18 protein-coding genes are annotated in these 21,076 nt (G+C 57.1%); 8 read left to right on the top strand and 10 right to left on the bottom strand.

Going from position 1 to position 21,076, the window contains the following annotated elements; translation table 11 throughout:
- Positions 1-23: 23 nt before the first annotated feature.
- Complete coding sequence (locus tag CNE01S_RS08880; RefSeq protein WP_038480236.1) at positions 24-1,241, bottom strand: MFS transporter; 1,218 nt, start codon at positions 1,239-1,241, stop codon at positions 24-26.
- 188 nt (positions 1,242-1,429) lie between these two features.
- Here CNE01S_RS08880 and ushA point away from each other — a divergent pair, with 188 nt between their 5' ends.
- A complete protein-coding gene (ushA, locus tag CNE01S_RS08875) occupies positions 1,430-3,082 on the top strand; it encodes a bifunctional UDP-sugar hydrolase/5'-nucleotidase UshA (protein ID WP_061275277.1) in 1,653 nt (550 codons plus the stop codon).
- Between the two features lie 3 nt (positions 3,083-3,085).
- Here ushA and ybaK read toward each other — a convergent pair whose 3' ends face one another.
- From ybaK to copA, 3 genes are all read right to left on the bottom strand, one after another.
- Positions 3,086-3,565 (bottom strand): Cys-tRNA(Pro)/Cys-tRNA(Cys) deacylase YbaK, encoded by a 480-nt coding sequence (gene ybaK / locus CNE01S_RS08870; protein WP_038480242.1) that lies wholly within the window; start codon positions 3,563-3,565, stop codon positions 3,086-3,088.
- Between the two features lie 208 nt (positions 3,566-3,773).
- Entirely contained in the window at positions 3,774-4,574 is an 801-nt protein-coding gene (locus tag CNE01S_RS08865) for a TraB/GumN family protein (RefSeq protein ID WP_061275275.1), read from the bottom strand.
- Positions 4,575-4,678: 104 nt separating this feature from the next.
- On the bottom strand, positions 4,679-7,183 hold the full coding sequence (copA, locus tag CNE01S_RS08860) for a copper-exporting P-type ATPase CopA (protein ID WP_061275273.1): 2,505 nt from the start codon (positions 7,181-7,183) through the stop codon (positions 4,679-4,681).
- A gap of 107 nt (positions 7,184-7,290) precedes the next feature.
- Here copA and cueR point away from each other — a divergent pair, with 107 nt between their 5' ends.
- Positions 7,291-7,701, top strand: a complete 411-nt coding sequence (gene cueR, locus CNE01S_RS08855) for a Cu(I)-responsive transcriptional regulator (protein WP_038480251.1) — start codon at positions 7,291-7,293, stop codon at positions 7,699-7,701.
- Here cueR and CNE01S_RS08850 read toward each other — a convergent pair.
- On the bottom strand, positions 7,698-8,144 hold the full coding sequence (locus CNE01S_RS08850; protein WP_061275271.1) for an NfeD family protein: 447 nt from the start codon (positions 8,142-8,144) through the stop codon (positions 7,698-7,700). The two genes, cueR and CNE01S_RS08850, sit on opposite strands and share 4 nt — an antisense overlap.
- A complete protein-coding gene (locus CNE01S_RS08845; protein WP_061275269.1) occupies positions 8,141-9,055 on the bottom strand; it encodes an SPFH domain-containing protein in 915 nt (304 codons plus the stop codon). Before CNE01S_RS08845 ends, CNE01S_RS08850 begins: the two co-directional genes overlap by 4 nt.
- Before the next feature lie 243 nt (positions 9,056-9,298).
- Here CNE01S_RS08845 and cfa point away from each other — a divergent pair, with 243 nt between their 5' ends.
- Positions 9,299-10,450: a cyclopropane fatty acyl phospholipid synthase gene (gene cfa, locus CNE01S_RS08840; protein WP_061275267.1), complete on the top strand. Its 1,152-nt coding sequence runs from the start codon at positions 9,299-9,301 to the stop codon at positions 10,448-10,450.
- A gap of 45 nt (positions 10,451-10,495) precedes the next feature.
- Here the strand turns inward: cfa and CNE01S_RS08835 are convergent, their stop codons facing one another.
- From CNE01S_RS08835 to tesA, 3 genes are all read right to left on the bottom strand, one after another.
- Positions 10,496-11,350 carry a co-chaperone YbbN gene (locus CNE01S_RS08835; RefSeq protein WP_061275265.1) on the bottom strand — a complete coding sequence of 285 codons (855 nt, stop codon included), beginning with the start codon at positions 11,348-11,350 and terminating at the stop codon, positions 10,496-10,498.
- Positions 11,351-11,408: 58 nt separating this feature from the next.
- Entirely contained in the window at positions 11,409-12,179 is a 771-nt protein-coding gene (locus CNE01S_RS08830; protein WP_061275263.1) for an SDR family oxidoreductase, read from the bottom strand.
- 77 nt (positions 12,180-12,256) lie between these two features.
- Complete coding sequence (tesA, locus tag CNE01S_RS08825; RefSeq protein WP_061275339.1) at positions 12,257-12,880, bottom strand: multifunctional acyl-CoA thioesterase I/protease I/lysophospholipase L1; 624 nt, start codon at positions 12,878-12,880, stop codon at positions 12,257-12,259.
- Here tesA and ybbA point away from each other — a divergent pair.
- From ybbA to CNE01S_RS08810, 3 genes are all read left to right on the top strand, one after another.
- Complete coding sequence (gene ybbA / locus CNE01S_RS08820; protein WP_061275261.1) at positions 12,848-13,534, top strand: putative ABC transporter ATP-binding protein YbbA; 687 nt, start codon at positions 12,848-12,850, stop codon at positions 13,532-13,534. The two genes, tesA and ybbA, sit on opposite strands and share 33 nt — an antisense overlap.
- Complete coding sequence (gene ybbP / locus CNE01S_RS08815) at positions 13,531-15,945, top strand: putative ABC transporter permease subunit YbbP (RefSeq protein ID WP_061275259.1); 2,415 nt, start codon at positions 13,531-13,533, stop codon at positions 15,943-15,945. The genes ybbA and ybbP overlap by 4 nt, the downstream gene beginning before the upstream one ends.
- Before the next feature lie 220 nt (positions 15,946-16,165).
- A complete protein-coding gene (locus CNE01S_RS08810) occupies positions 16,166-17,317 on the top strand; it encodes a porin (protein WP_061275257.1) in 1,152 nt (383 codons plus the stop codon).
- Between the two features lie 66 nt (positions 17,318-17,383).
- Here CNE01S_RS08810 and CNE01S_RS08805 read toward each other — a convergent pair whose 3' ends face one another.
- Positions 17,384-18,337 (bottom strand): helix-turn-helix domain-containing protein, encoded by a 954-nt coding sequence (locus CNE01S_RS08805; RefSeq protein WP_245874384.1) that lies wholly within the window; start codon positions 18,335-18,337, stop codon positions 17,384-17,386.
- 174 nt (positions 18,338-18,511) lie between these two features.
- Here CNE01S_RS08805 and CNE01S_RS08800 point away from each other — a divergent pair, with 174 nt between their 5' ends.
- Together CNE01S_RS08800 and CNE01S_RS08795 are read left to right on the top strand one after the other, a co-directional pair.
- Positions 18,512-19,990 carry an MFS transporter gene (locus tag CNE01S_RS08800; RefSeq protein WP_061275253.1) on the top strand — a complete coding sequence of 493 codons (1,479 nt, stop codon included), beginning with the start codon at positions 18,512-18,514 and terminating at the stop codon, positions 19,988-19,990.
- A 229-nt stretch (positions 19,991-20,219) separates the two neighbouring features.
- Positions 20,220-21,056, top strand: coding sequence for a MetQ/NlpA family ABC transporter substrate-binding protein (locus CNE01S_RS08795; protein WP_061275251.1), 837 nt, complete (start codon positions 20,220-20,222; stop codon positions 21,054-21,056).
- Positions 21,057-21,076 lie beyond the last annotated feature (20 nt).

Here is a 21,076-nt window from a genome sequence, read left to right as displayed (position 1 = left end):
AGCAATACTTTGGCCGCTAAAATCTACGCTTTGTGGCGATTATCGGGGAGGAATATTGTCATAATACCGAGGAGCGGCAGGAAGGCACATATTTTGTAGACCAATTCGATACTGGTATGGTCGGCAATAAGCCCAAGCACTGCGGCACCCAGGCCACCCATCCCAAAGGCAAATCCGAAAAAGAGCCCGGAAACCATGCCGATACGGCCAGGAAGCAGCTCCTGAGCGTACACCAGGATGGCCGAGAAAGCGGAGGCCAAAATGAAGCCAATGATTACCGTCAGCACGCCCGTCCAGTAAAGCGACGCGTAGGGTAAAACAAGGGTAAATGGCGCGACGCCGAGGATTGAGCCCCAAATCACGTATTTTCTACCAATTTTATCCCCTAATGGCCCGCCGATAACCGTCCCCGCCGCGACGGCAAACAGGAAGGCGAACAGGTGGATCTGGGCGTTTTGTACCGATAATCCGAATTTTTGCATCAGGTAGAAAGTGAAGTAGCTGCTGATGCTCGCCATATAGAAGTATTTAGAGAAGATCAGCAGCAGCAAAACAGAGACCGCCAGGATAACTTTGTTGCGCGGCAGCGGGTTGACCACCGGCACGGCAGGGCGGCTTTTCGCAATTTTGTGCTGAGCGGAATACCAGCGGCTGATTTGCAGCAGGACCACAATCGCCAACAGGGCTGCCAGCACGAACCACGCCACGTTACCTTTGCCGTAAGGCGCGATAATGACTGCCGCCAGCAATGGCCCCAGAGAGCTGCCGAAGTTGCCGCCCACCTGGAACAGTGACTGCGCCAGCCCGTGCCGGCCACCGGACGCCATACGCGCCACGCGCGAGGACTCAGGGTGGAATACCGACGAGCCGGTGCCGACCAATGCCGCTGCTACCAGAACCGCCGGGAAGCTGCCCGCCAGCGCCAGCAGCACCAGGCCGCAAAGGGTAAAGCACATGCCAATCGGCAGCGACCATGGCATCGGGTATTTGTCGGTGTAGTAGCCCACCAGCGGCTGCAGCAGCGATGAAGAGAGCTGGAAGGTCAGAGTTATCATCCCGATTTGCATAAAGCTCAGGGAGAACTCGGCCTGTAGCAGCGGATAGATAGCCAGAATCAGCGACTGAATCATGTCATTAAGCAGATGGGAAAGGCTTATAGCGCCGAGGATCCCAAATGCGGTGCGCGCTTTTTTTTGCTCCGGGGGCGTGCCCGGCTGCGTGAGGGTTTGAGAGCTTGCCATAATTACCTGTACGAACGGTTATTGTTTTTAGAGCGGGCGACGCAGGAAATCGCCCGGAAGAAATTCTTACCCTGCTAACATACTCGTGCGGGGGATTTGAAGAAAGTCGCATTTCGGAAAAGTTAGTTGTCTATCCTGGCCGCTATCTGGTATTTCTGCGCAGTTACATTTTGACATGGAGATGGGCAATGCGTTTTGCTACTAAAACAATAACCACGGCGCTGCTGGTGGCATTGAGTTTAACCAGCGCTTCAGCGCTGGCCTGGGAAAAAGACAAGACCTACAAAATTACGATTCTTCATACCAACGATCATCATGGCCACTTCTGGCGCAACGAGTACTCGGAGTACGGCCTGGCGGCGCAAAAAACGCTGGTAGACAGCGTGCGTAAAGAGGTTGCGGCCGAGGGCGGCAGCGTGCTGCTGCTGTCGGGCGGTGATATCAACACCGGCGTGCCGGAATCAGACCTTCAGGATGCCGAGCCGGACTTCCGTGGCATGAGCCTGATTGGCTATGACGCGATGGCCGTCGGCAACCACGAATTCGACAACCCGCTCTCCGTCCTGCGCCAGCAGGAAAAATGGGCGAAGTTCCCGCTGCTCTCCGCCAACATTTACCAGAAAAGCACCGGCGAGCGCCTGTTTAAGCCCTACGCGATTTTTAAACCTCAGGGCATCAAGGTGGCGGTTATCGGCCTGACCACCGACGACACGGCAAAAATCGGTAACCCGGAATACTTCACCGACATCGAATTCCGCAAGCCTGCGGAGGAAGCCAAACTGGTGATTCAGGAACTGCAGGGCACTGAAAAACCTGACGTGATCATCGCCGCAACCCATATGGGCCATTACGATAATGGCAACCACGGCTCGAATGCACCGGGCGATGTCGAAATGGCCAGAAGCCTGCCAGCCGGGGCGCTGACGATGATTGTGGGTGGTCACTCACAGGATCCGGTCTGCATGGCGCAGGAAAACCAGAAGCAGAAGGATTATGTACCGGGTACGCCGTGCGCGCCGGACAGACAAAACGGCACCTGGATTGTGCAGGCGCATGAGTGGGGGAAATACGTCGGGCGGGCAGATTTTGAGTTCCGCAACGGCGAGATGAAGCTGGTGCACTATCAGCTGATCCCTATCAACCTGAAAAAGAAAATCACCTACGACAACGGGCAAAGTGAGCGCGTACTCTACACGCCTGAAATCGCTGAAAACCAGCAGATGCTTTCCCTGCTGACGCCGTTCCAGAACAAAGGCCAGGCCGCGCTGAAGGTGAAAGTAGGCAGCGTGAACGGGCATCTGGAAGGGGATCGCAGTAAAGTCCGCTTTGTGCAGACTAACCTGGCGCGCGTACTGCTGGCGGCACAAATGGCGCGAACCAACTCGGACTTTGCGGTGATGAGCGGCGGCGGCGTGCGTGATTCCATCGAAGCCGGGAACATTACCTATAAAGACGTGCTCAAGGTGCAGCCGTTCGGCAACACCGTGGTTTATATCGACATGAATGGCAAAGACGTTGAGGAATACCTGACGGCGGTGGCGCAGAAAACGCCGGACTCTGGCGCCTATCCGCAGTTCTCTAACGTCAGCTTCACCTCAACCGGCGGTAAGCTGAGCAACCTGAAAATCAAAGACCAGCCGATTGACCCGGCCAAAACCTACCGCATGGCGACGCTGAGCTTCAACGGCACCGGCGGCGACGGTTACCCGGAAATCGATAAAAAGCCGGGTTATGTCAACACCGGTTTTGTCGATGCGGAAGTCCTGAAACAGTACATCGAACAGAACTCCCCGCTGGACGTAAATGCTTACCAACCTAAGGGCGAGGTAAGCTGGAACTAAGCGCTAATCGCGGCGGGCGATATCGGCGAAGCTGGCATCCAGCAGCTTCGCCAGGTCGTTTGCCGCGAGTTCGATATCCAGCCCGCGCTTGCCGCCGGAAATGTAGATGCTGGCAAACTCTTGTGCCGGAGCATCAATCACCGTCGGTAAGCGCTTTTTCTGCCCGAGAGGGCTGATGCCCCCGACCAGATAGCCGGTGATCCGCTGCGCGACCATCGGGTCCGCCATTTCAACCTTCTTCACGCCCAGCGCCTTCGCGACCTTTTTCAGGTCAAGCTGCCCGGCAACCGGCGTCACCGCCACGGCCAGGTGTTTCATGTCGCCATTCAGCGCCACCAGCAGCGTTTTATACACCTGGTCGGCGTTCAGCCCCAGCTTGCGAACCACTTCGTCGCCAAAGTTGGTTTCCAGCGGATCGTGCTCATAGGCATGAATTTGAAAGCTGATTTTGTTCTTTTCGAGGAGTTTTACCGCGGGAGTCATGGTTTCCTTCTTTATTCGTTGTTTTGAAAACGCACAAAATAGTAATCGTAGTGATATACTTGACGAGTAATATAGCGCTACACAATAGTGATGGCGTAAACCATCACATTGAGCGACAATTCAGCTTCGGTTGCTTCGGCAGCCGGGATAAACAGAATAATAAATGAAATTCCTCTTTGACGGGCCAATAGAAATATTGGCCATTTTTTTACCCTTTTTTCAGCATTTCCGGCAGGTTACCTTCGCCGTAAAGGTGCAGCGCGCCAACCGCAACCACGTAGCGCCCGGCGGGCAGCTGCTGTAGAAACGCCTGCCACTGGCGGTTTCGCTGGTGCATTAATACGTCATAAAGCGCATCGCCAAAGGTGTTCGGGAGCGCAATGTTGCCCTGCTGCGGCGGCGTTTCCAGCCACCAGCCGATCATAATTTGCAGCAGGCGTGCATTGGTGTGCCAGTGCTCCAGCGTGTCGTTCAGCAGCGGCATCCCCCCCTCAGGCAACCCCTTCAGCAGATCTATCTGGCTTTGCGAGCCTTCAAGCTCGGTAACCGGCACGTTATAGCGCTGCGCGGCTTCCAGCAGCTGATAGTCAATACCGTAATCGGGGCGAAGGCCAAGCCGCTGCGCCTGGTGCGCCTGTAAAATCAGCGCCACCTGCCAGGCGGGCTGGTGCTCAATGCTGCTTAGCGAGATACCCAGTTCGCCGCAAAGGCTCAGCACCTGCTGGTAATCGTCCGGTGCCATACGCGCTTCAAGCTCGATGTCCTCCGAGATTTCACTGAACGGCGAATCACCAGTGCGGATATCCGCTTCTACAATCAGGGCATCTGCCTCACGCAGCTTTTTCACCAGCCGCGAGGAAAGCGGAGCCATGTCGCGCGTGCCCATATGAATGCTGCCCACGAGATGCAGATAGCGCTTGCCGGGAAGGGTGATATCAAGGGCAGGCCAGGGATAAGTGGAGGCTGTCAGGCTGGAAAACAGTGAGCTAAGACGTTGGAACAAACCCATATCGCGATTCCCTGGCTAAAAAGCCATGCTAACGTCCTGGGCTGGAAGGGGAAAGTAAAAAGTCGGCCTTCCGCTCAAAAGGAGAACGGCAGGCCGCAGAGAGGTTAGTCTTTCGGTTTAAAGCGCAGCAGGCGGTTGGCGTTGCTGACCACGGTGATGGAAGAGAGCGCCATCGCGGCTCCGGCAACCACCGGGTTAAGCAGCGTGCCGGTCAGCGGGTATAGCACGCCAGCGGCAATCGGAATGCCAAGCGAGTTGTACACGAAGGCTCCCATCAGGTTTTGCTTCATGTTCCGCAGCGTGGCTTTAGAAATGGCCAGCGCGTCAGCAACGCCCACCAGGCTGTGACGCATCAGGGTAATGGCTGCGGTTTCAATCGCGACGTCGCTGCCGCCGCCCATCGCAATCCCCACTTCTGCTTGAGCCAGCGCCGGAGCATCGTTAATGCCGTCGCCCACCATCGCCACCTGGCGGCCCTGCTGCTGCAGCTGTTTGATGGCGTCAGCTTTGCCGTCCGGCAGCACGCCCGCAATCACCTCGTCAATGCCAACTTCTTTGGCGATAGCGTTGGCGGTCACGGCGTTATCGCCGGTGAGCATCACTAAACGATAGCCGTTGCGATGCAGGCGCTGCAGCGCGCTTACGCTGTCGCTGCGAAGCGGATCGCGTATGGCTAACAGCGCCATAAGCTGGCCGTCTACCGCCAGCAGAACCGGCGTGGCGCCTGAGCGCGCCTGCGTATCAATGCTGTCGACAAGCGGCTGTGTATCCACTCCCTGTTCATCAAGCAGCGCTTTGTTGCCCAGCAGTAGTTTATGCCCGTCAACTTCACCGCTAACGCCCAGTCCGCGTAGAGTGCGGAACGAGGTGACTTCCGGCAGCGTCGAACTGCCTGCTTTTTCAATAATGGCGCGAGCCAGCGGATGACTTGAACCCTGCTCAAGCGCGGCCGCAAGGCGTATGGCCTGTACTTCATCCACGCCGGAGCGAGTTTCTACAGCAACCACCTGCGGTTTGCCTTCGGTCAGCGTGCCCGTTTTATCAAAGACCACGGTATCCAGCGTGCTGGCGCGCTGCAGGGCATCGGCATCGCGAACCAGAACGCCAAACTCGGCGGCACGGCCCACGCCTGAAATAATCGACATCGGCGTCGCAAGGCCCAGGGCGCAAGGGCAGGCGATAATCAGCACCGTGGTGGCAATAACCAGGGTGTAAACGATTTGCGGCACCGGGCCGACAAAGTACCAAATAGCGGCGCTAATCAGCGCGATGGCCACCACCACAGGCACGAATACGGCAGAAATTTTATCGGCAAGCTGGCCGATTTCCGGCTTGCTGCTCTGCGCCTGGCGAACCATGCGGATAATGCGGGACAGCGTAGTGTGGCTGCCGGTTGCGGTGGCCTTGAACCGCACGCTGCCGTCCTGCACCACGGTGCCGGCATGAATACCGTCGCCGCTTGATTTTTGCATCGGGACCGGTTCGCCGGTCAGCATTGCTTCGTCGAACCAGGCTTCACCCTGGGTGATTTCCCCGTCAACCGGCACGCGGTCGCCGGTGGTCAGACGCAGCGTCATTCCGGCGGTGACTTCCGCCAGCGGTAAGGTTTTTTCGCCTTCATCCGTCACTACTCGTGCGGTCGGCGGCGTTAAGTCCAGCAGGCGTTCAAGGGCTTTGGAGGATCGCTGACGTGCACGCTGCTCAAGCATATGGCCGAGATTTATCAGGCCGATGATCATCGCGCTGGCCTCGTAGTAGAGGTGGCGGGCTTCCATCGGGAAGTGCTGCGGCCAGATATTGACGGTAATGGAGTAGAGCCAGGCCGCGCCGGTGCCGAGGGCGACGAGCGTATCCATAGTGGCCGCGCGGTTCATCAGGCTGCGCCAGGCGCTACGGTAAAAATGGCCGCCGGCAAAGACCATCACCGCGAGGGTGATAATGCCGATGGTCAGCCACAGAGAGCGGTTGCTCTCGGTGACCATCATGTTGTCGCCGATCATGCCCCAGACCATCACCGGGATCCCGACGGCAAGGGCGACAATCGCCTGCCAGCGGAAGCGCTTCATGGCGGCGTTCGCCGTTTCCTGCTGACGTTCACGGCGTTTCTGGTCGTCTTCAATCGCTTCGGCACCATAGCCTGCGTTTTCCACGGCTTTGACCAGCGATTCTGCGGAGGCGGTGCCCATTATCAGCGCACTGCGCTCCGCAAGGTTAACCCGTGCCTGGCTGACGCCCGGGACATTCTGTAAGGCATTTTGCACCCGGGAGACGCAGCTGGCGCAGCTCATACCGTTGATCAACAGCTGCTGGCTGTCATCGTCGGTAGACGCTGCCGGAAGCGAAGGGGCGACCGCTGTCAGTGCTTCCGACGGAGTTGATGACTCTGCCAGCGGTTCAGCCTTTGGGTGGCTGGCGACTTCTGCGCCGTATCCCGCCTGCTTGACGGTTTCCACTAACGCTTCCGGTGCAGCGCTACCGGTGACGCGGGCGTGGGTTTGGGTGACTTCAGCCTGCTCAACGTCTGCACGCTGCTCGAGGCTTTCTTTCACGCGTTTAACACAATGGCCGCAGGTCAGGCCATCCAGATTCAGATCCACAATGTGTGACATCGCAAGACTCCTGTATGATGGTGAGGTGAAATATTGACCGAAAGGATGATTCGGTTAACTATGAAAGAGGTTAAACCTTCCATCAAGGGGAAGGTCAAGGAGCAAAAATGAATATTAGCGATGTGGCGAAAAAAACCGGGCTAACCAGCAAGGCGATTCGTTTTTACGAAGAGAAAGGGCTGGTCACGCCGCCTTTTCGCGCCGACAACGGCTACCGGAGCTATACGCAAAAGCACCTCGATGAGCTGACGCTGCTGCGTCAGGCCCGTCAGGTCGGGTTTAATCTGGAAGAGTGCAAAGAGCTGGTGAGCCTGTTTAACGATCCGGCCCGGCACAGCGCGGACGTAAAAGCGCGCACCTTACAGAAGGTCGCGGATATCGAAAGGCATATTATTGAGCTGCAGAATATGCGCCAGCATTTGCTGACGCTGGCAGAAGCCTGCCCGGGCGATGAAAGCGCCGACTGCCCGATCATCGACAACCTTTCCGGCTGCTGCCACCGCCACGAGATAAACTAAACCGCTTTAATTTTTAGCGTAATGCCTTCCACGGCCTGCACCACAACCTCACAGCCCGCCGGTAAATCTTCATCGGCGGTTACCGGCCAGCTGCTGTCGGCCACGCGAACATGTCCCCGGCCGTTCACCAAGGCTGTTTCCAGACGAAAACGGCGGCCAACCAGCTGCTGACCACGTTGGTTGAGCACTTCACCCGGAATTTGCTGCTTGCGGCTGGACAGCCAGCGCCACCAGAGAAAGGCGGCGACCAGCGTCAGCAGGGCAAAACAGACGCCCTGCGTTTCCCAGCCGAGCGGCAGCAGCCAGACCAGCAGGCCGGTGATGACCGCCGCCACGCCGCTCCAAAGCAAATAGCCGCTGGCGCCGAGCATCTCCGCCGCCAGCAGCAGTCCGCCTAGCGCAAGCCAGAAGACGTGTGGGTGCGCGAGAATACTGTCGATCATTTTTTACGCTCGTTGCCGCTCTGGGCGATAAGTTCGCTGATCCCGGCGATAGAGCCCATCAGGCTGGAGGCATCCAGCGGCATCAGCACCACTTTGCTGTTATTGGCCGAGCCGATTTGCTGCAGCGCGTCGGTGTATTTCTGGGCGACGAAGTAGTTCACCGCCTGAATATCCCCTTTGGCGATAGCTTCGGACACCATCTGCGTGGCGCGGGCTTCCGCTTCGGCGCTACGTTCGCGGGCTTCGGCTTCAAGGAAGGCTGACTGGCGTTCCCCTTCGGCTTTCAGAATTTTCGACTGTTTCTCACCTTCGGCTTTGACGATTTCCGCCTGGCGGATCCCTTCGGCCTCAAGAATGTAGGCGCGCTTGGTACGCTCGGCTTTCATCTGGGCGTTCATGGCATCAATCAGCTCGGCCGGCGGGCGCACGTCGCGGATTTCGATACGGGTGATTTTAATGCCCCACGGGTTGGTGGCTTCATCCACGATGTGCAGCAGGCGGGTGTTGATGTTGTCGCGCTGGGACAGCATTTCATCCAGCTCCATCGAACCGAGCACGGTACGGATGTTGGTCATCGTCAGGTTAATGATAGCCAGCTCAAGGTTGCTGACTTCATAGGCGGCACGCGGGGCGTCAACCACCTGAATAAAGCACACGGCGTCAATGGCGACGTTGGCGTTGTCTTTGGAAATGACTTCCTGAGAAGGGATGTCGAGCACCTGTTCCATCATGTTGATTTTGCGGCCCACGCGATCCATAAACGGCACCACAAGATTCAGGCCCGGCATCAGGGTGTTGGTATAGCGGCCAAAGCGTTCGACTGTCCATTGAAAGCCCTGAGGCACGATTTTTACCCCGGCCGCTACAACCACCAGCGCCACGAGAATTAATACGGGGATCACGATAAGCATTAAAAAAACCTCCTGTTTGTTTTGCATTCAGTCTAACTGCTTAACCTGAAACATTCAGCAACAGTCCTGCGCCCGTTGAGAATTAATTGCTGCTTATTATTTTATTATTCCTAAATGGAATGATTTTCATAGGGTAAGTTCATTTCACGCATGGTGTGCGCAGGCGTAATATCAGATGCTTCGGCGGCTCGCGCTATCGGGCGGGCGGTATTTGGCAAGAGCACTTATCCCGGTGAGGAAGCAATGGGGACAATAATAGCTGAGCAGCATCAGACCAATAACAGCCACTGGCAGAAAATCGTGGAAGAATTAATTTCACCTATGGCGATTGATATTGACGGCAACGGCCCGGCAGATATTCGGGTGAATAATCCAGACTTCTTCAAGCGAATATTACAGGAAGGTTCTCTCGGCCTGGGTGAAAGCTATATGGACGGCTGGTGGGACTGCGACCGGCTGGATATTTTGTTTACCCAGATTTTGCGCCACGGCCTGGACAGCAAAATGCCGAAGCATTTCTCCGATCTGCTGCGTATTGCCGGGGCCAGAGTCTTTAATTTGCAGTCCCGTAAGCGCGCCTGGATAGTCGGCAAAGAACACTACGATATCGGCAACGATCTGTTTGCCGCGATGCTCGATCCGTATATGCAATATTCCTGTGGCTACTGGAAAGAGGCGGGCAATCTGGAAGAGGCTCAGCGTAACAAGCTGCATATGATCTGCGAAAAATTGCAGCTTAAACCAGGTATGAGGCTGCTGGATATCGGCTGCGGCTGGGGCGGTCTGGCGCAGTATGCGGCACAGGAATACGGCGTGTCGGTGGTCGGTGTAACGATATCGGCGGAGCAGCAAAAAATGGCGCAGGATCGCTGCCGGGGCCTGGACGTCGAGATCCTGCTGCAGGACTACCGCGACCTCAACAGCAAATTTGATCGGATTGTTTCCGTGGGCATGTTCGAGCACGTCGGGCCGAAAAACTACAACACCTATTTTGAGGTTGCCGCCCGCAACATTAAAGACGACGGCCTGTTTCTGCTGCACACCATCGGTTCGAATGAAACGGATTTAAACGTCGACCCCTGGATCAATAAGTATATTTTCCCCAACGGCTGTTTGCCCTCAGTGCGCCATATTGCCAGCGCCAGCGAAAAACATTTTATTATGGAAGACTGGCACAATATTGGCGCGGATTACGACAGAACGCTGATGGCCTGGCACGATAACTTCCTTCGCTGCTGGCCTAATATTTCGCGCAATTATGACGAGCGTTTTAAACGGATGTTTACCTACTATTTGAACGCTTGTGCGGGGGCATTCCGTGCGCGGAACATTCAGCTCTGGCAGGTGCTGTTCAGCCCGAATGGCGTGGACGGCGGGATCCGTGTTTACAGATAAGCAAAAGGCCGGAATTACCGGCCTTTGTTTTTTTACGCAGAAGTCTTAATACATCAAAGCGTAAATCTGACGGCGATATTTGGATGCCAGCGCGTCGCCGGTGCCCAGCGCGGCCAGAATTTCCATCATCATTTTACGCGCCTGGCCGTCTGCTGCGCCCAGGTCTTTTTTCAGGTGGGTATAAAGCAGCTCCAGCGCTTCCTCGTTCCGGCCAACCTGATGAAGCTGCAAGGCAAGCTGGCTGGCGAGCTGGGCGTTGTCCGGCTCGTTTTGAACCTGCTGCTGCAGTTGCTGAATTTCCGGCGTGTCGGCGGCCTGTTTCAGCAGTTCAATCTGGGAAATCAGAGCCTGGTAGCGCGTGTCCTGATCCTGCAAAGGAATGGTTTTCAGCACCGCTTCAGCGTCTTCGCTGCGGTTCAGGGCAATCTGCACTTCCGCCAGCAGTAGGCCGATTTCGCTGTTCTGGTTGGACAGCTGCCACGCGTCTTTCAGCAGCGGCAGCGCTTCGGCGTGTTTGCCTTCCTGCATCAGTTCCACTGCCTGCTGGGCTTTCAGCTCTTCTTCACGCGGAAGCACTTTGTCGAGCAGGGCGCGAATCGCTTCTTCCGGCTGCGGCCCCTGGAAGCCGTCTACCGGCTGGCCATTCTGGAAAAGGTATACGGTAGGAATGGAGCGCAGACCAAACTGCGAAGCCACCATCTGCTCGGCGTCACAGTCAACTTTGGCGAGAATAAACTGGCCGTTGTATTGGGCTGCGAGCTTGTCCAGTACCGGCGTGAGCTGCTCGCAGTGCTGGCTGCGGGCAGACCAGAAGTAAAACAGCACGGGTTTAGCCACGGACTGTTCCAGCGTCTGGTGCAGGTTCGCTTCGGTAATGTTGATAATGTTTTCTGCGGACATGGGCGATTCTCTGTTAAGCATTTGTTTTTTACATGGGGGCTGAGGCCGGGACTTCAACTCAGCTCCGTAAAATTTTGTCCATTGCGCACGCCGGCAACAGGCGGCGCAGCACGGTAATCACGTGGGTTACCACGGTCACCGGGTAGCGCAGTTTTGGCCTTGGGCTTTCAAAAGCATGGCGTACTTTCGCCACTACCGCCTCCGGGCCGAGGGTAAACCTTGCGGCAATGCCTGGGTTTTCTACCGGCTTGTCGCTCTGGGTTTGATTGACGTTATCGGTAAAACGGGTGCGGATCGGCCCCGGCTCAATCAGGCTGACTTTAATCCCGCTGTGGCGAAGCTCCATGCGCAGCGCGTCCGACCAGGCTTCCAGCGCATATTTACTGGCGGCATAGGCCCCGCGCCCCGGCGTGGAAATCAGCCCCATTACCGAGCTGGTCATCACGATGCGGCCTTCGTGGTGAGGCTGCATGGCGGGCAGCAGCAGCATGGTGAGCTGGTGCGTGCCGAAGAAGTTGGTGGAAAACTGCTGTTCAAGCTGTTCGCGGGAAATGGCGTTCAGCGGGCCATACACGCCGTAACCGCCGTTATTAAACAGTCCGTAAAGGCGATTGCCGGTAATTTCAATCACTTCGGCGGCGGCACATTTGACGCTTTCCGGGTCATCAAGATCGAGCTGAACGCCGGTAAAACCGAGCTGATTCATGCGCTCTACGTCTGCCGGTTTACGGCAGGCGGCGAGAATGTTGTAGCCAAGCTTCTGTAACTCCTGCGCGCTGGCTAAGCCAATCCCGCTGGAGCAGCCTGTAATTAAAACGGATTTTTGCATAACTTTACCCGAAGGGTGCCCCGATTATTTATCAGTCGTGTTTAACTATCTCGTCATGCCTGGCGCTGCTGCGCCGGTTATTTAGAGAGTAACGGAGTCAGCCGCGTCGCCATCCAGTCGGCGATAAACGGCTGAGCATCACGATTAGGGTGAATGCCGTCATCCTGCATCCATTGCGGTTTCAGATACACCTCCTCCATAAAGAACGGGAGCAAAGGGATATCAAACTGTTTGGCAAGCTGCGGATAAATAGCGCTAAACGCCTCATTATAGCGGCGTCCGTAGTTGGCGGGCAGGCGAATTTGCATCAGCAGCGGCTGGGCATTGGCGGCCTTCACATCGGTGATAACTTGCTTAAGGGTTTTTTCTACCTCTTGAGGCTGGAACCCACGCAGTCCGTCATTGCCGCCAAGCTCCACTAAAACCCAGCGAGGCTGATGCTGTTTTAACAGCGCGGGCAGGCGAGACAGGCCCTGCGCAGCGGTATCCCCGCTGATGCTCGCATTCACGACTTTTGTATTCTGCGGCTGCCATTTGGCATCCAGCAGAGCGGGCCAGGCGCTGGTGGCTGCCATACGGTAACCGGCGCTCAGGCTATCGCCTAAAATCAATAACGTGTCCGCCGCGGCGGCGCGGAAGGTCATCAAAGCCAGAAACAGGAAGGGCAAATGCCAGCGGAAAACATTGTTGAAGTTCATCATCTTAGTAAGTCCGTGGGTCAGGGTGAACACGAGCTTTCCATCCTTACCGGAGTTGAGCTGGTTGTCAAACCGGCCGAAACCATCGCCCTGATTGGCGAGTCAGGCTCGGGCAAGTCCACGCTGCTGGCGATTCTGGCCGGGCTTGATGACGGCACGGACGGCGAGGTCCACCTTTGCGGGCAGCCGCTGCACAACATGGATGAAGAGGCGAGGGCGGCGCTGCGCGCAAAGAACGTCGGCTTTGTGTTTCAGTCCTTTATGCTGGTGCCTACCCTGAATGCCCTCGAAAACGTAGAGCTTCCCTCGCTGCTGCGCGGTGAAAACAGCTCGGCCAGCCGCGCGCAGGCCAAAGCGCTGCTGGAGCAGTTGGGCTTAGGCAAACGCCTGGATCACCTGCCAGCACAGCTCTCCGGTGGGGAACAGCAGCGCGTGGCGCTGGCTCGGGCGTTTAACGGCAAACCGGGCGTGCTGTTTGCCGATGAGCCAACCGGCAACCTCGACAGGCAAACCGGCGACCGCATCGCCGACCTGCTGTTTTCCCTCAACCGTGATTTCTCCACCACGCTGATCCTCGTTACTCACGACGAGCAGCTGGCGGCACGCTGCGACCGCCGCCTGCGGCTGCGTGAAGGCAAACTGTGGGAGGAAGCATGATAGCCCGCTGGTTCTGGCGCGAGTGGCGCTCTCCCTCGCTGCTGATTGTCTGGCTGGCGCTTAGCCTGGCGGTGGCCTGCGTGCTGGCGCTCGGCAGCATCAGCGACAGAATGGAAAAAGGCCTCAGCCAGCAAAGCCGCGAGTATATGGCGGGCGACAGAACATTGCGCAGCGCCCGCGCCGTGCCGGATGAATGGCTGACTCAGGCACAAAGCGATGGCTTAAAGGTCGGCAAACAGCTGAGCTTCGCCACCATGACTTTTGCCGGAGACACGCCGCAGCTGGCGGATGTGAAAGCGGTCGACAGTGTTTACCCGATGTACGGCGAGCTGGAAACTAACCCGCCAGGCCTGAAGCCTGAGCCGGGTACCGCGCTGCTTGCGCCGCGCCTGCTGGCTCTGCTCAACCTGAAAGTGGGCGATAACATAGACGTGGGCGATGCCACGCTGCGTATTGTCGGGCAGGTAATTCAGGAGCCGGACGCCGGGTTTAACCCGTTCCAGATTGCGCCCCGGCTGATGATGAACCTGGCTGACGTCGAGAAAACCGGCGCGGTGCAGCCCGGCAGCCGCATTAGCTGGCGCTATAAGTTTGGCGGCAACCCGCAGCAGCTGCTGCAGTTTGAAAACTTTCTGCTGCCGAAGCTGAAGCCGGAGCAGCGCTGGATCGGCATGGAGCAGGACGAAGGCGCGCTGGGCAAGTCGCTGGAGCGTTCTCAGCAGTTCCTGCTGCTTTCCGCCCTGCTGACGCTGTTGCTGGCCGTGGCGGCGATTGCCGTGGCGATGAGCCACTACTGCCGCAGCCGCTACGACCTGGTGGCTATTCTGAAAACGCTGGGGGCGGGCAGGGCGGCGCTGCGTAAGTTGATTATCGGCCAGTGGCTGATGGTGCTGTTGCTCTCGGCGATTGCCGGGGGCGCGGTAGGGCTGCTGTTCGAGGCCGCGTTGATGCAGCTGTTGAAGCCGGTGCTGCCTGCCGCGTTGCCGCCTGCGAGCCTCTGGCCGTGGGTGTGGGCTATCGGCGCGATGGTAACGATCTCCGTGCTGGTGGGGCTGCGTCCGTACCGGCTGCTGCTGGCGACTCAGCCATTGCGCGTGCTGCGCCGTGACGCCGTGGCCAGCGTCTGGCCGCTGAAAATTTATCTGCCGGTGATAAGCGTCGTAGTGGTGCTGCTGCTGGCGTTGCTCATGGGCGGCAGTGCGCTGCTGTGGGCAGTGCTGGCGGGCACGCTGGTGCTGGCGGCGCTGTGCGGCCTCGTCGGCTGGGGCGTACTTAAACTGCTTAAGAAGCTCACGTTGAAAAATCTGGCGCTGCGCCTGGCGGTTAATCGCCTGCTGCGCCAGCCGTGGGCGACGCTTAGCCAGCTGGCGGCATTCTCGCTGTCGTTTATGCTGCTGGCGCTGCTGTTAGTGCTGCGGGGCGATTTACTGGACAGATGGCAGCAGCAGTTGCCGCCGGAAAGCCCGAATTACTTCCTGGTAAACATTGCGCCGGAGCAGGTTCAGCCGGTGAAAACTTTCCTCGCCGACCATCAGGTGATCCCGGATTCGTTCTATCCCATTGTGCGGGCGCGCATGACGGCGATTAACGGCCAGTCCACCGAGGGCAACCCGGACGAGGCGCTGAACCGCGAGCTGAATCTGACCTGGCAGAGCCAGAAGCCGGATCATAACCCTATCCTGGCGGGCAGCTGGCCGCCGAAGGCCAGGGAAGTGTCGATGGACGACGGGGTGGCGAAGCGGCTGAACATTAAACTCGGCGACAGCGTAACCTTTATGGGGGATACCCAGGACTTCACCGCGAAGGTGACCAGCCTGCGCAAAGTGGACTGGGAAAGCCTGCGGCCAAACTTCTACTTCATTTTCCCGCCGGGTGCGCTGGACGGGCAGCCGCAGAGCTGGCTCACCAGCTTCCGCTGGGAGGGAAGTAACGGCCTGCTGACCCAGCTTAACCGTGAATTCCCAACCGTCAGCCTGTTGGATATCGGGGCTATCCTGAAACAAATCGGCCAGGTGCTGGAACAGGTCAGCCGCGCGCTGGAGGTGATGGTGGTGCTGGTGACCGCCTGCGGCCTGCTGTTGCTTTTGGCTCAGGTGCAGGTTGGCATGCGCCAGCGCCATCAGGAACTGGTGGTTTACCGCACGCTGGGCGCGGGCAAAAAGCTGCTCAGAACCACGCTGTGGTGCGAGTTTGCCGTGCTGGGGCTGGTGTCCGGCCTGGTGGCGGCCATCGGGGCCGAAACGGCGCTTGGCGTGCTGCAAACGCGGGTGTTCGACTTCCCGTGGGAGCCTGATTGGCGCCTGTGGATCGTGCTGCCTGTTACCGGGGCGGTATTGCTGTCACTTTGCGGCGGCTGGCTGGGCGTTCGCCTGCTGAAAGGGAAGGCGCTTTTCCGCCAGTTTGTCGTCTGATGAAGCCGGGCAGGGACGCCCGGCTACCGCTATAAACTTTGTTATATTTCGCTTTTTATTGCGTTAGCACATATTTTCTGCATTTTTTGATGTTTTTTTAATATCTATTAAGAAAAGACTGATAGATAACCGCACGAATTAATAAAAATCCCTCAGAAATCGGACTTAATAAGCGTTAATATGCCCGCGCTTATAATAAATACGGTTACTAAGGATCCACATGAAAGCAAATTTGCGCGCTTTACCATTACTGATTGGGGCCGGCCTGCTTGCAGGTATGGCGTCGTTCGCTGCTAACGCAGAAATCACCGTCCTGAAGCAAGACCCGCAGGCCGGTAACCCACTCAGCCGCCTCAACTTCACCGTGGGCGGCAGTATTCGTCCACAGTTTAATATGATGTCCGGCGACGGCGATAAAGGCTCTTACAAACGTAATGGCTTTGACGGCGGCACCCGTTTCCGTTTCGCGGCTGATTATTATCTGTTCGATGATATTAGCTGGATCAGCTATTACGAGCTGGGCGTGAATATTCCGGCGGTCTTCGAGTGGGACCACCACTATGCAGACGGCGCGAACAACACCACTCGCCGTATGCTGTATACCGGCCTGAAAAGCAAAACCTGGGGTCAGCTGACCTACGGCCAGCAAAACAGCATCTACTATGATGTGGTTGGCGCGAAAACCGATATCTGGGACTACGACATGATCGGTCAGGCTCCGGGTAACGGCATGAGCGGCGACTACGACGGTTCTTACCGTTCCCGCAACATGCTGAAGTACAAAAACACCTTCGGCGATGCGGATGTGTACGCTTCTTACCTGTTTGAAGATCACGACATCCGTGCCACCAACGGCATGCGCTACAAGCGTAAAGGCGGCGGTTCTCTGGGCGTGGATTACCACATCACCAAAGACCTGACCTGGGGCACCGCATGGAACTACACCCGTGCCGATATGCGTAACCCGAACGACGGCGATAGCAAGTCCTACAACCAGAACATCTACGGTACGGCGCTGAGCTGGAAACCGGACAACTGGACGTTCAGCTTCGGCGGCGGCTGGTACCAGAACTTCCTTCTGACCAAACAGAAAGACATCAACAACTACTTCTCCGGCGACGCGTGGGGCATCGAGTACTTCGCGGGTTACACCATCCCGGTTGGCCAGTACGCGGTGAAATCCGTGCAGCCATACTTCATGGGTGACCGTCTGCAGTACGTGACCGGCCGCAGCTACCAGCGCATCGACAACGGTGTGGGTGTGAGCTTCAAGCTGGATTACGGCTTCCAGGTGGATTACGAGCACGTCTTCACCTCCAGCACCGACAACCTGGGCGACATGAACCTGGTTCGTCTGCGCTACGATTTCTAATCGTGCCTCTGGCGGGTGGCAGCCCTGCTGCCCGCCTTATTTAGCGTTTCCTGCCTTATTTTTTACCTATTCAGAAACGGGTATGCATGTTCTGGCATTGAAGGCCTTGCGCCACTGTGTGGGCGTGGTTTTAAATCGCAGCCGGAAGTGATGCCGGAGCGTTTCCGCTGAGCCAAATCCAGACTGTTCCGCAACCTGATCAATGCTGAGTTTCTCGCTTTCCAGCAGCGCACAAGCCTTTTCCAGCCGGAGGCTGAGCATCCACTCGCCCGGCGTGGTGCCGGTGGCATCTTTGAACCGGCGGATGAAGGTCCGGCGGCTCATGCCCGCCTGCCTGGCTAGCTGCTCAATCACCAGGGGCGTATTCAGATGATGGCGCAGATCGTCCAGCAAGGGCGCCAGGCTTTTAGTGCGGCGTTTAGGGACGGGCTGCTGAACCCACTGTGCCTGGCTGCCTTCCCGTAGCGGGGGCGTAATCATGCGTTGTGCAGTCCGGTTGGCGATTTCAATCCCGTAATCACGGCGGATAAGATGCAGGCAAAGATCGACCCCGGCGGCGCCGCCTGCGGAGGTGATCAGACTGCCCTCATCGACATAGATCATGCTGTGTTCCACCTGCACCGCAGGGAACCTGTCCGCGAGGATCTCCGTGCTGTTCCAGTGGGCGGTGGCTCGCTTGCCGTCCAGTAATCCTGTTTCGCAGAGAATAAAGCTGCCGGCGCAAATCGACACTATCCGGGAACCGTTTTGATGGGCGCGTTGTAAGGCGGCAATCAGCGGCTCCGGGGCCGGTTCAAAAACATTTCGCCAGCCGGGGATGACAATTGTCCCGGCATCCTCGAGCAGCTCCAGTCCTCCGTCCACGACTAAACGTACGCCGCCCTGAGCGTCAAAAACGCCATTTTCTAACGACGCGACGCGCAAATCATAGAGAGGCTGCCCAAGCACTTCATCCACGCGGCCAAAAGCTTCGACGGCAATCCCGAACTCAAAGGTGCAGAGACACTGATAGGCCAGCACAACCAGCCGTCGATTTTTCGCTCTAAGCGCGGTCTTGATCTGAATAGGTGACTGGCATGGTCGTTCTGTCTCTAAAATGGCACGATCTTGACGATAACTGACCTGGGCGTCGATTTCTACTCCACCCCGAATCTTTCATGCTGGCACCTTCTTAACGTTTTGCAGGAAATCAGTATGAAAAACCTATTAGCGCTGATGGCGGTCTGTTTGGCCGCGTTAATGTCGGGCCTGGAAATATCCAGCGTCCCGGTTATTTTGCCGGTGCTGGAAAAGCAGATGCAGGCCAATTTCCGTGAACTGCAGTGGATTATGAACGCTTATACCCTCTCCTGTACGGCGGTACTGATGGCCACGGGAACACTGGCGGATAAATATGGCCGCAAGCGTATTTTTATTATCAGCATTATTGGGTTTGGCCTGACGTCGGTTCTCTGTGGCCTGGCCCGGACGCCGGAATGGCTTATTGTGGGGCGCTTTTTGCAGGGACTGAGCGGCGGGGCGATGTTAACCAGCCTGATTGCCATCCTGTCGGTTCAGTTTCCAGCGGGAAAAGCGCGCAGCAGGGCATTTTCCGCCTGGGGGATCACATTTGGTTTTGGGCTGGGCTTTGGCCCCGTCATCGGCGGCGTGCTGGAGGCGTGGTTTAGCTGGCAATGGGTATTTCTGATCCACGGTTTTATTGCGCTGCTCACCCTGGCTCTGACCCTGAAAAATGTTATCGAGTCGCGGGAAAACACCACGAAACCGCTGGATGTTGCGGGCCTGGTGACGTTGAGCATAGGAGTGGTGGGGGCGACCTGGCTCATCACTCAGGGCGGGAACATCGGGTGGACCAGCCGTGAAGCCCAGTTAACCTTGCTGGGTACGTTTATTAGCCTGGGGCTGTTCGTCATCATTGAGCTACGCCACCCGCATCCTATGTTTGATTTCTCTGTCTTTCGGATCAGACCTTTCTCCGGCGCGCTGATGGGGTCCGTGGGGATGAATTTCAGCTTCTGGCCGCTGATGATTTATCTGCCGGTTTATTACCAGATAGGGAAGGGCTACAGCATTATGGAGACTGGTATGGCGCTGCTGGCCTACACCCTGCCCACATTGTTAATGCCGCCGGTCGGTGAGAAGCTTGTGCTGCGTTTTGGTGCCGCGCGCCTCATCCCGCTGGGGCTGCTGACTATCGGCCTGGGATTTGTCCTGATGAGACTGGCCGTCATCTATCAGGTCAGTTTGCTACCCGGCGCAATACTTTCGGGGATGGCGCTGGGGTTAATCAATACCCCGGTCACCAACACCACCACGAGTTCCGTCGCCGCTAACCGCGTGGGCATGGCTTCCGGGATTGATATCAGTTCGCGCTTAATTACCCTCGCCATCAATATTGCCTTAATGGGGAGCCTGCTGGTGGCGGGGATAGCCGAAAGTTTACAGAGCCATATCGACAGCGTGAGCGAAAGATATGCCCTGGCAGAACAAATCGCTGGCGGCACCAGAGCCACGCTCAGCAGCGACATTATTATTCAGGCGCTGAATGACGGTTTTTCAGGCGTTCTGGCCTACGGCGCAGCGGGCGTGGGCTGTTTGTCGCTGGCGAGTTATTTGCTGTTCAACGTCAAAACATACGTTAAGCGCAAACGGGCGGCATCCTGCGCTGATTAAGCTCACTCTAAAGCAAAGCGGGTTTTCCGCTTTGCTTTTTTGTTATTCGCAAAAGCCCGCTTTATGCCTGCCGCGCCTTCTCCCGCGCGCAAGATGAAATATTTTCAATTACCCCTGCTAGCGGAATGTGCCATCTTACTCTGTCCAGTTGGATCAACGACTTAGTAATCGGCCCGTGAAAGAGGCTCGCCTCAGGACACCACACATCATTCTGTAAGGGAGAATACCCATGGGAAATCGTTTCGGCTGGCGCGTGGCGACCGGCGCTTTACTTCTGGCCAGCGGCCTGCAGTTTGCTCAGGCCAACAGCGACCCGCACACCATCGTCTTCGGCGTGGCGCCGGGGCCTTACGGCGACATGGTCAAACAGGCCATCGCCCCGTCGTTAAAAGAGAAAGGCTATAAAGTCGTGGTGCGCGAGTTCAGCGACTACGTGCAGCCCAACATGGCGCTGGCGAACGGCAGCATCGACGCCAACCTGTTCCAGCACTCGCTGTACTTCGACAAATTCACCGCCGACAAAAACCTCAAGCTGGCGAAGCTGATCACCGTGCCAACCGCCGGGATGGGTATTTATTCCCATAAAGTCAAAAGCCTGGACGAACTGAAGAAAGGCGACATTGTCACCCTGTCTAACGACCCGACCAACCTGGCCCGTGGGCTGCGCTTCCTGCAGTCGATGGAGCTTATCACCATCAAAGACAACATTGACCCGACCAAGGCCTCCGAGCGCGACATCGCCACCAACCCGAAAGGGCTGGTGTTTAAATCGCTGGAAGCCGCACAGCTGCCGCGCACGCTGGACAGCGCCAGCGCCGCATTGGTCAACGGTAACTTTGCCATTGCCGCCGGGCTAAAACTCTCTTCCGCGCTCAAACAGGAACACCTGGACGAGAACCTCAAAAACATCATCGCGGTGCGTGCCGAAGATGCGGATAAACCGTTTGCCAAAGACATCGTCGAGACAGTGAAGTCACCGGCCTACGAAAAAGCGATCGACGATCCGCAGAATATTTTCAACGCCTTCCAGAAACCTGACTGGATGGTTGCCGCAGATAAAAAGTAATAGAGCAAATCGAGCAGGCG

This window comes from Cedecea neteri NBRC 105707 = ATCC 33855, assembly GCF_001571265.1.
In the GTDB taxonomy this organism is placed as follows: domain Bacteria; phylum Pseudomonadota; class Gammaproteobacteria; order Enterobacterales; family Enterobacteriaceae; genus Cedecea; species Cedecea neteri.
Note: the sequence above shows the minus strand (reverse complement) of the source record. Positions and strands in the feature narration are given on the sequence as shown.

What these genes read in the sequence shown, in the direction of transcription:
- CNE01S_RS08810 (WP_061275257.1), top strand. Translation starts at nt 16,166, where the DNA reads ATGAAAGCAAATTTGCGCGCTTTACCATTACTGATTGGGGCCGGCCTG.
- CNE01S_RS08845 (WP_061275269.1), bottom strand. Translation starts at nt 9,055, where the DNA reads ATGCTTATCGTGATCCCCGTATTAATTCTCGTGGCGCTGGTGGTTGTA.
- cueR (WP_038480251.1), top strand. Translation starts at nt 7,291, where the DNA reads ATGAATATTAGCGATGTGGCGAAAAAAACCGGGCTAACCAGCAAGGCG.
- CNE01S_RS08880 (WP_038480236.1), bottom strand. Translation starts at nt 1,241, where the DNA reads ATGGCAAGCTCTCAAACCCTCACGCAGCCGGGCACGCCCCCGGAGCAA.
- ybaK (WP_038480242.1), bottom strand. Translation starts at nt 3,565, where the DNA reads ATGACTCCCGCGGTAAAACTCCTCGAAAAGAACAAAATCAGCTTTCAA.
- ushA (WP_061275277.1), top strand. Translation starts at nt 1,430, where the DNA reads ATGCGTTTTGCTACTAAAACAATAACCACGGCGCTGCTGGTGGCATTG.
- CNE01S_RS08865 (WP_061275275.1), bottom strand. Translation starts at nt 4,574, where the DNA reads ATGGGTTTGTTCCAACGTCTTAGCTCACTGTTTTCCAGCCTGACAGCC.
- CNE01S_RS08830 (WP_061275263.1), bottom strand. Translation starts at nt 12,179, where the DNA reads ATGCAAAAATCCGTTTTAATTACAGGCTGCTCCAGCGGGATTGGCTTA.
- tesA (WP_061275339.1), bottom strand. Translation starts at nt 12,880, where the DNA reads ATGATGAACTTCAACAATGTTTTCCGCTGGCATTTGCCCTTCCTGTTT.
- CNE01S_RS08835 (WP_061275265.1), bottom strand. Translation starts at nt 11,350, where the DNA reads ATGTCCGCAGAAAACATTATCAACATTACCGAAGCGAACCTGCACCAG.
- CNE01S_RS08800 (WP_061275253.1), top strand. Translation starts at nt 18,512, where the DNA reads ATGAAAAACCTATTAGCGCTGATGGCGGTCTGTTTGGCCGCGTTAATG.
- copA (WP_061275273.1), bottom strand. Translation starts at nt 7,183, where the DNA reads ATGTCACACATTGTGGATCTGAATCTGGATGGCCTGACCTGCGGCCAT.
- ybbP (WP_061275259.1), top strand. Translation starts at nt 13,531, where the DNA reads ATGATAGCCCGCTGGTTCTGGCGCGAGTGGCGCTCTCCCTCGCTGCTG.
- CNE01S_RS08850 (WP_061275271.1), bottom strand. Translation starts at nt 8,144, where the DNA reads ATGATCGACAGTATTCTCGCGCACCCACACGTCTTCTGGCTTGCGCTA.
- CNE01S_RS08795 (WP_061275251.1), top strand. Translation starts at nt 20,220, where the DNA reads ATGGGAAATCGTTTCGGCTGGCGCGTGGCGACCGGCGCTTTACTTCTG.
- cfa (WP_061275267.1), top strand. Translation starts at nt 9,299, where the DNA reads ATGGGGACAATAATAGCTGAGCAGCATCAGACCAATAACAGCCACTGG.
- ybbA (WP_061275261.1), top strand. Translation starts at nt 12,848, where the DNA reads ATGCCAGCGGAAAACATTGTTGAAGTTCATCATCTTAGTAAGTCCGTG.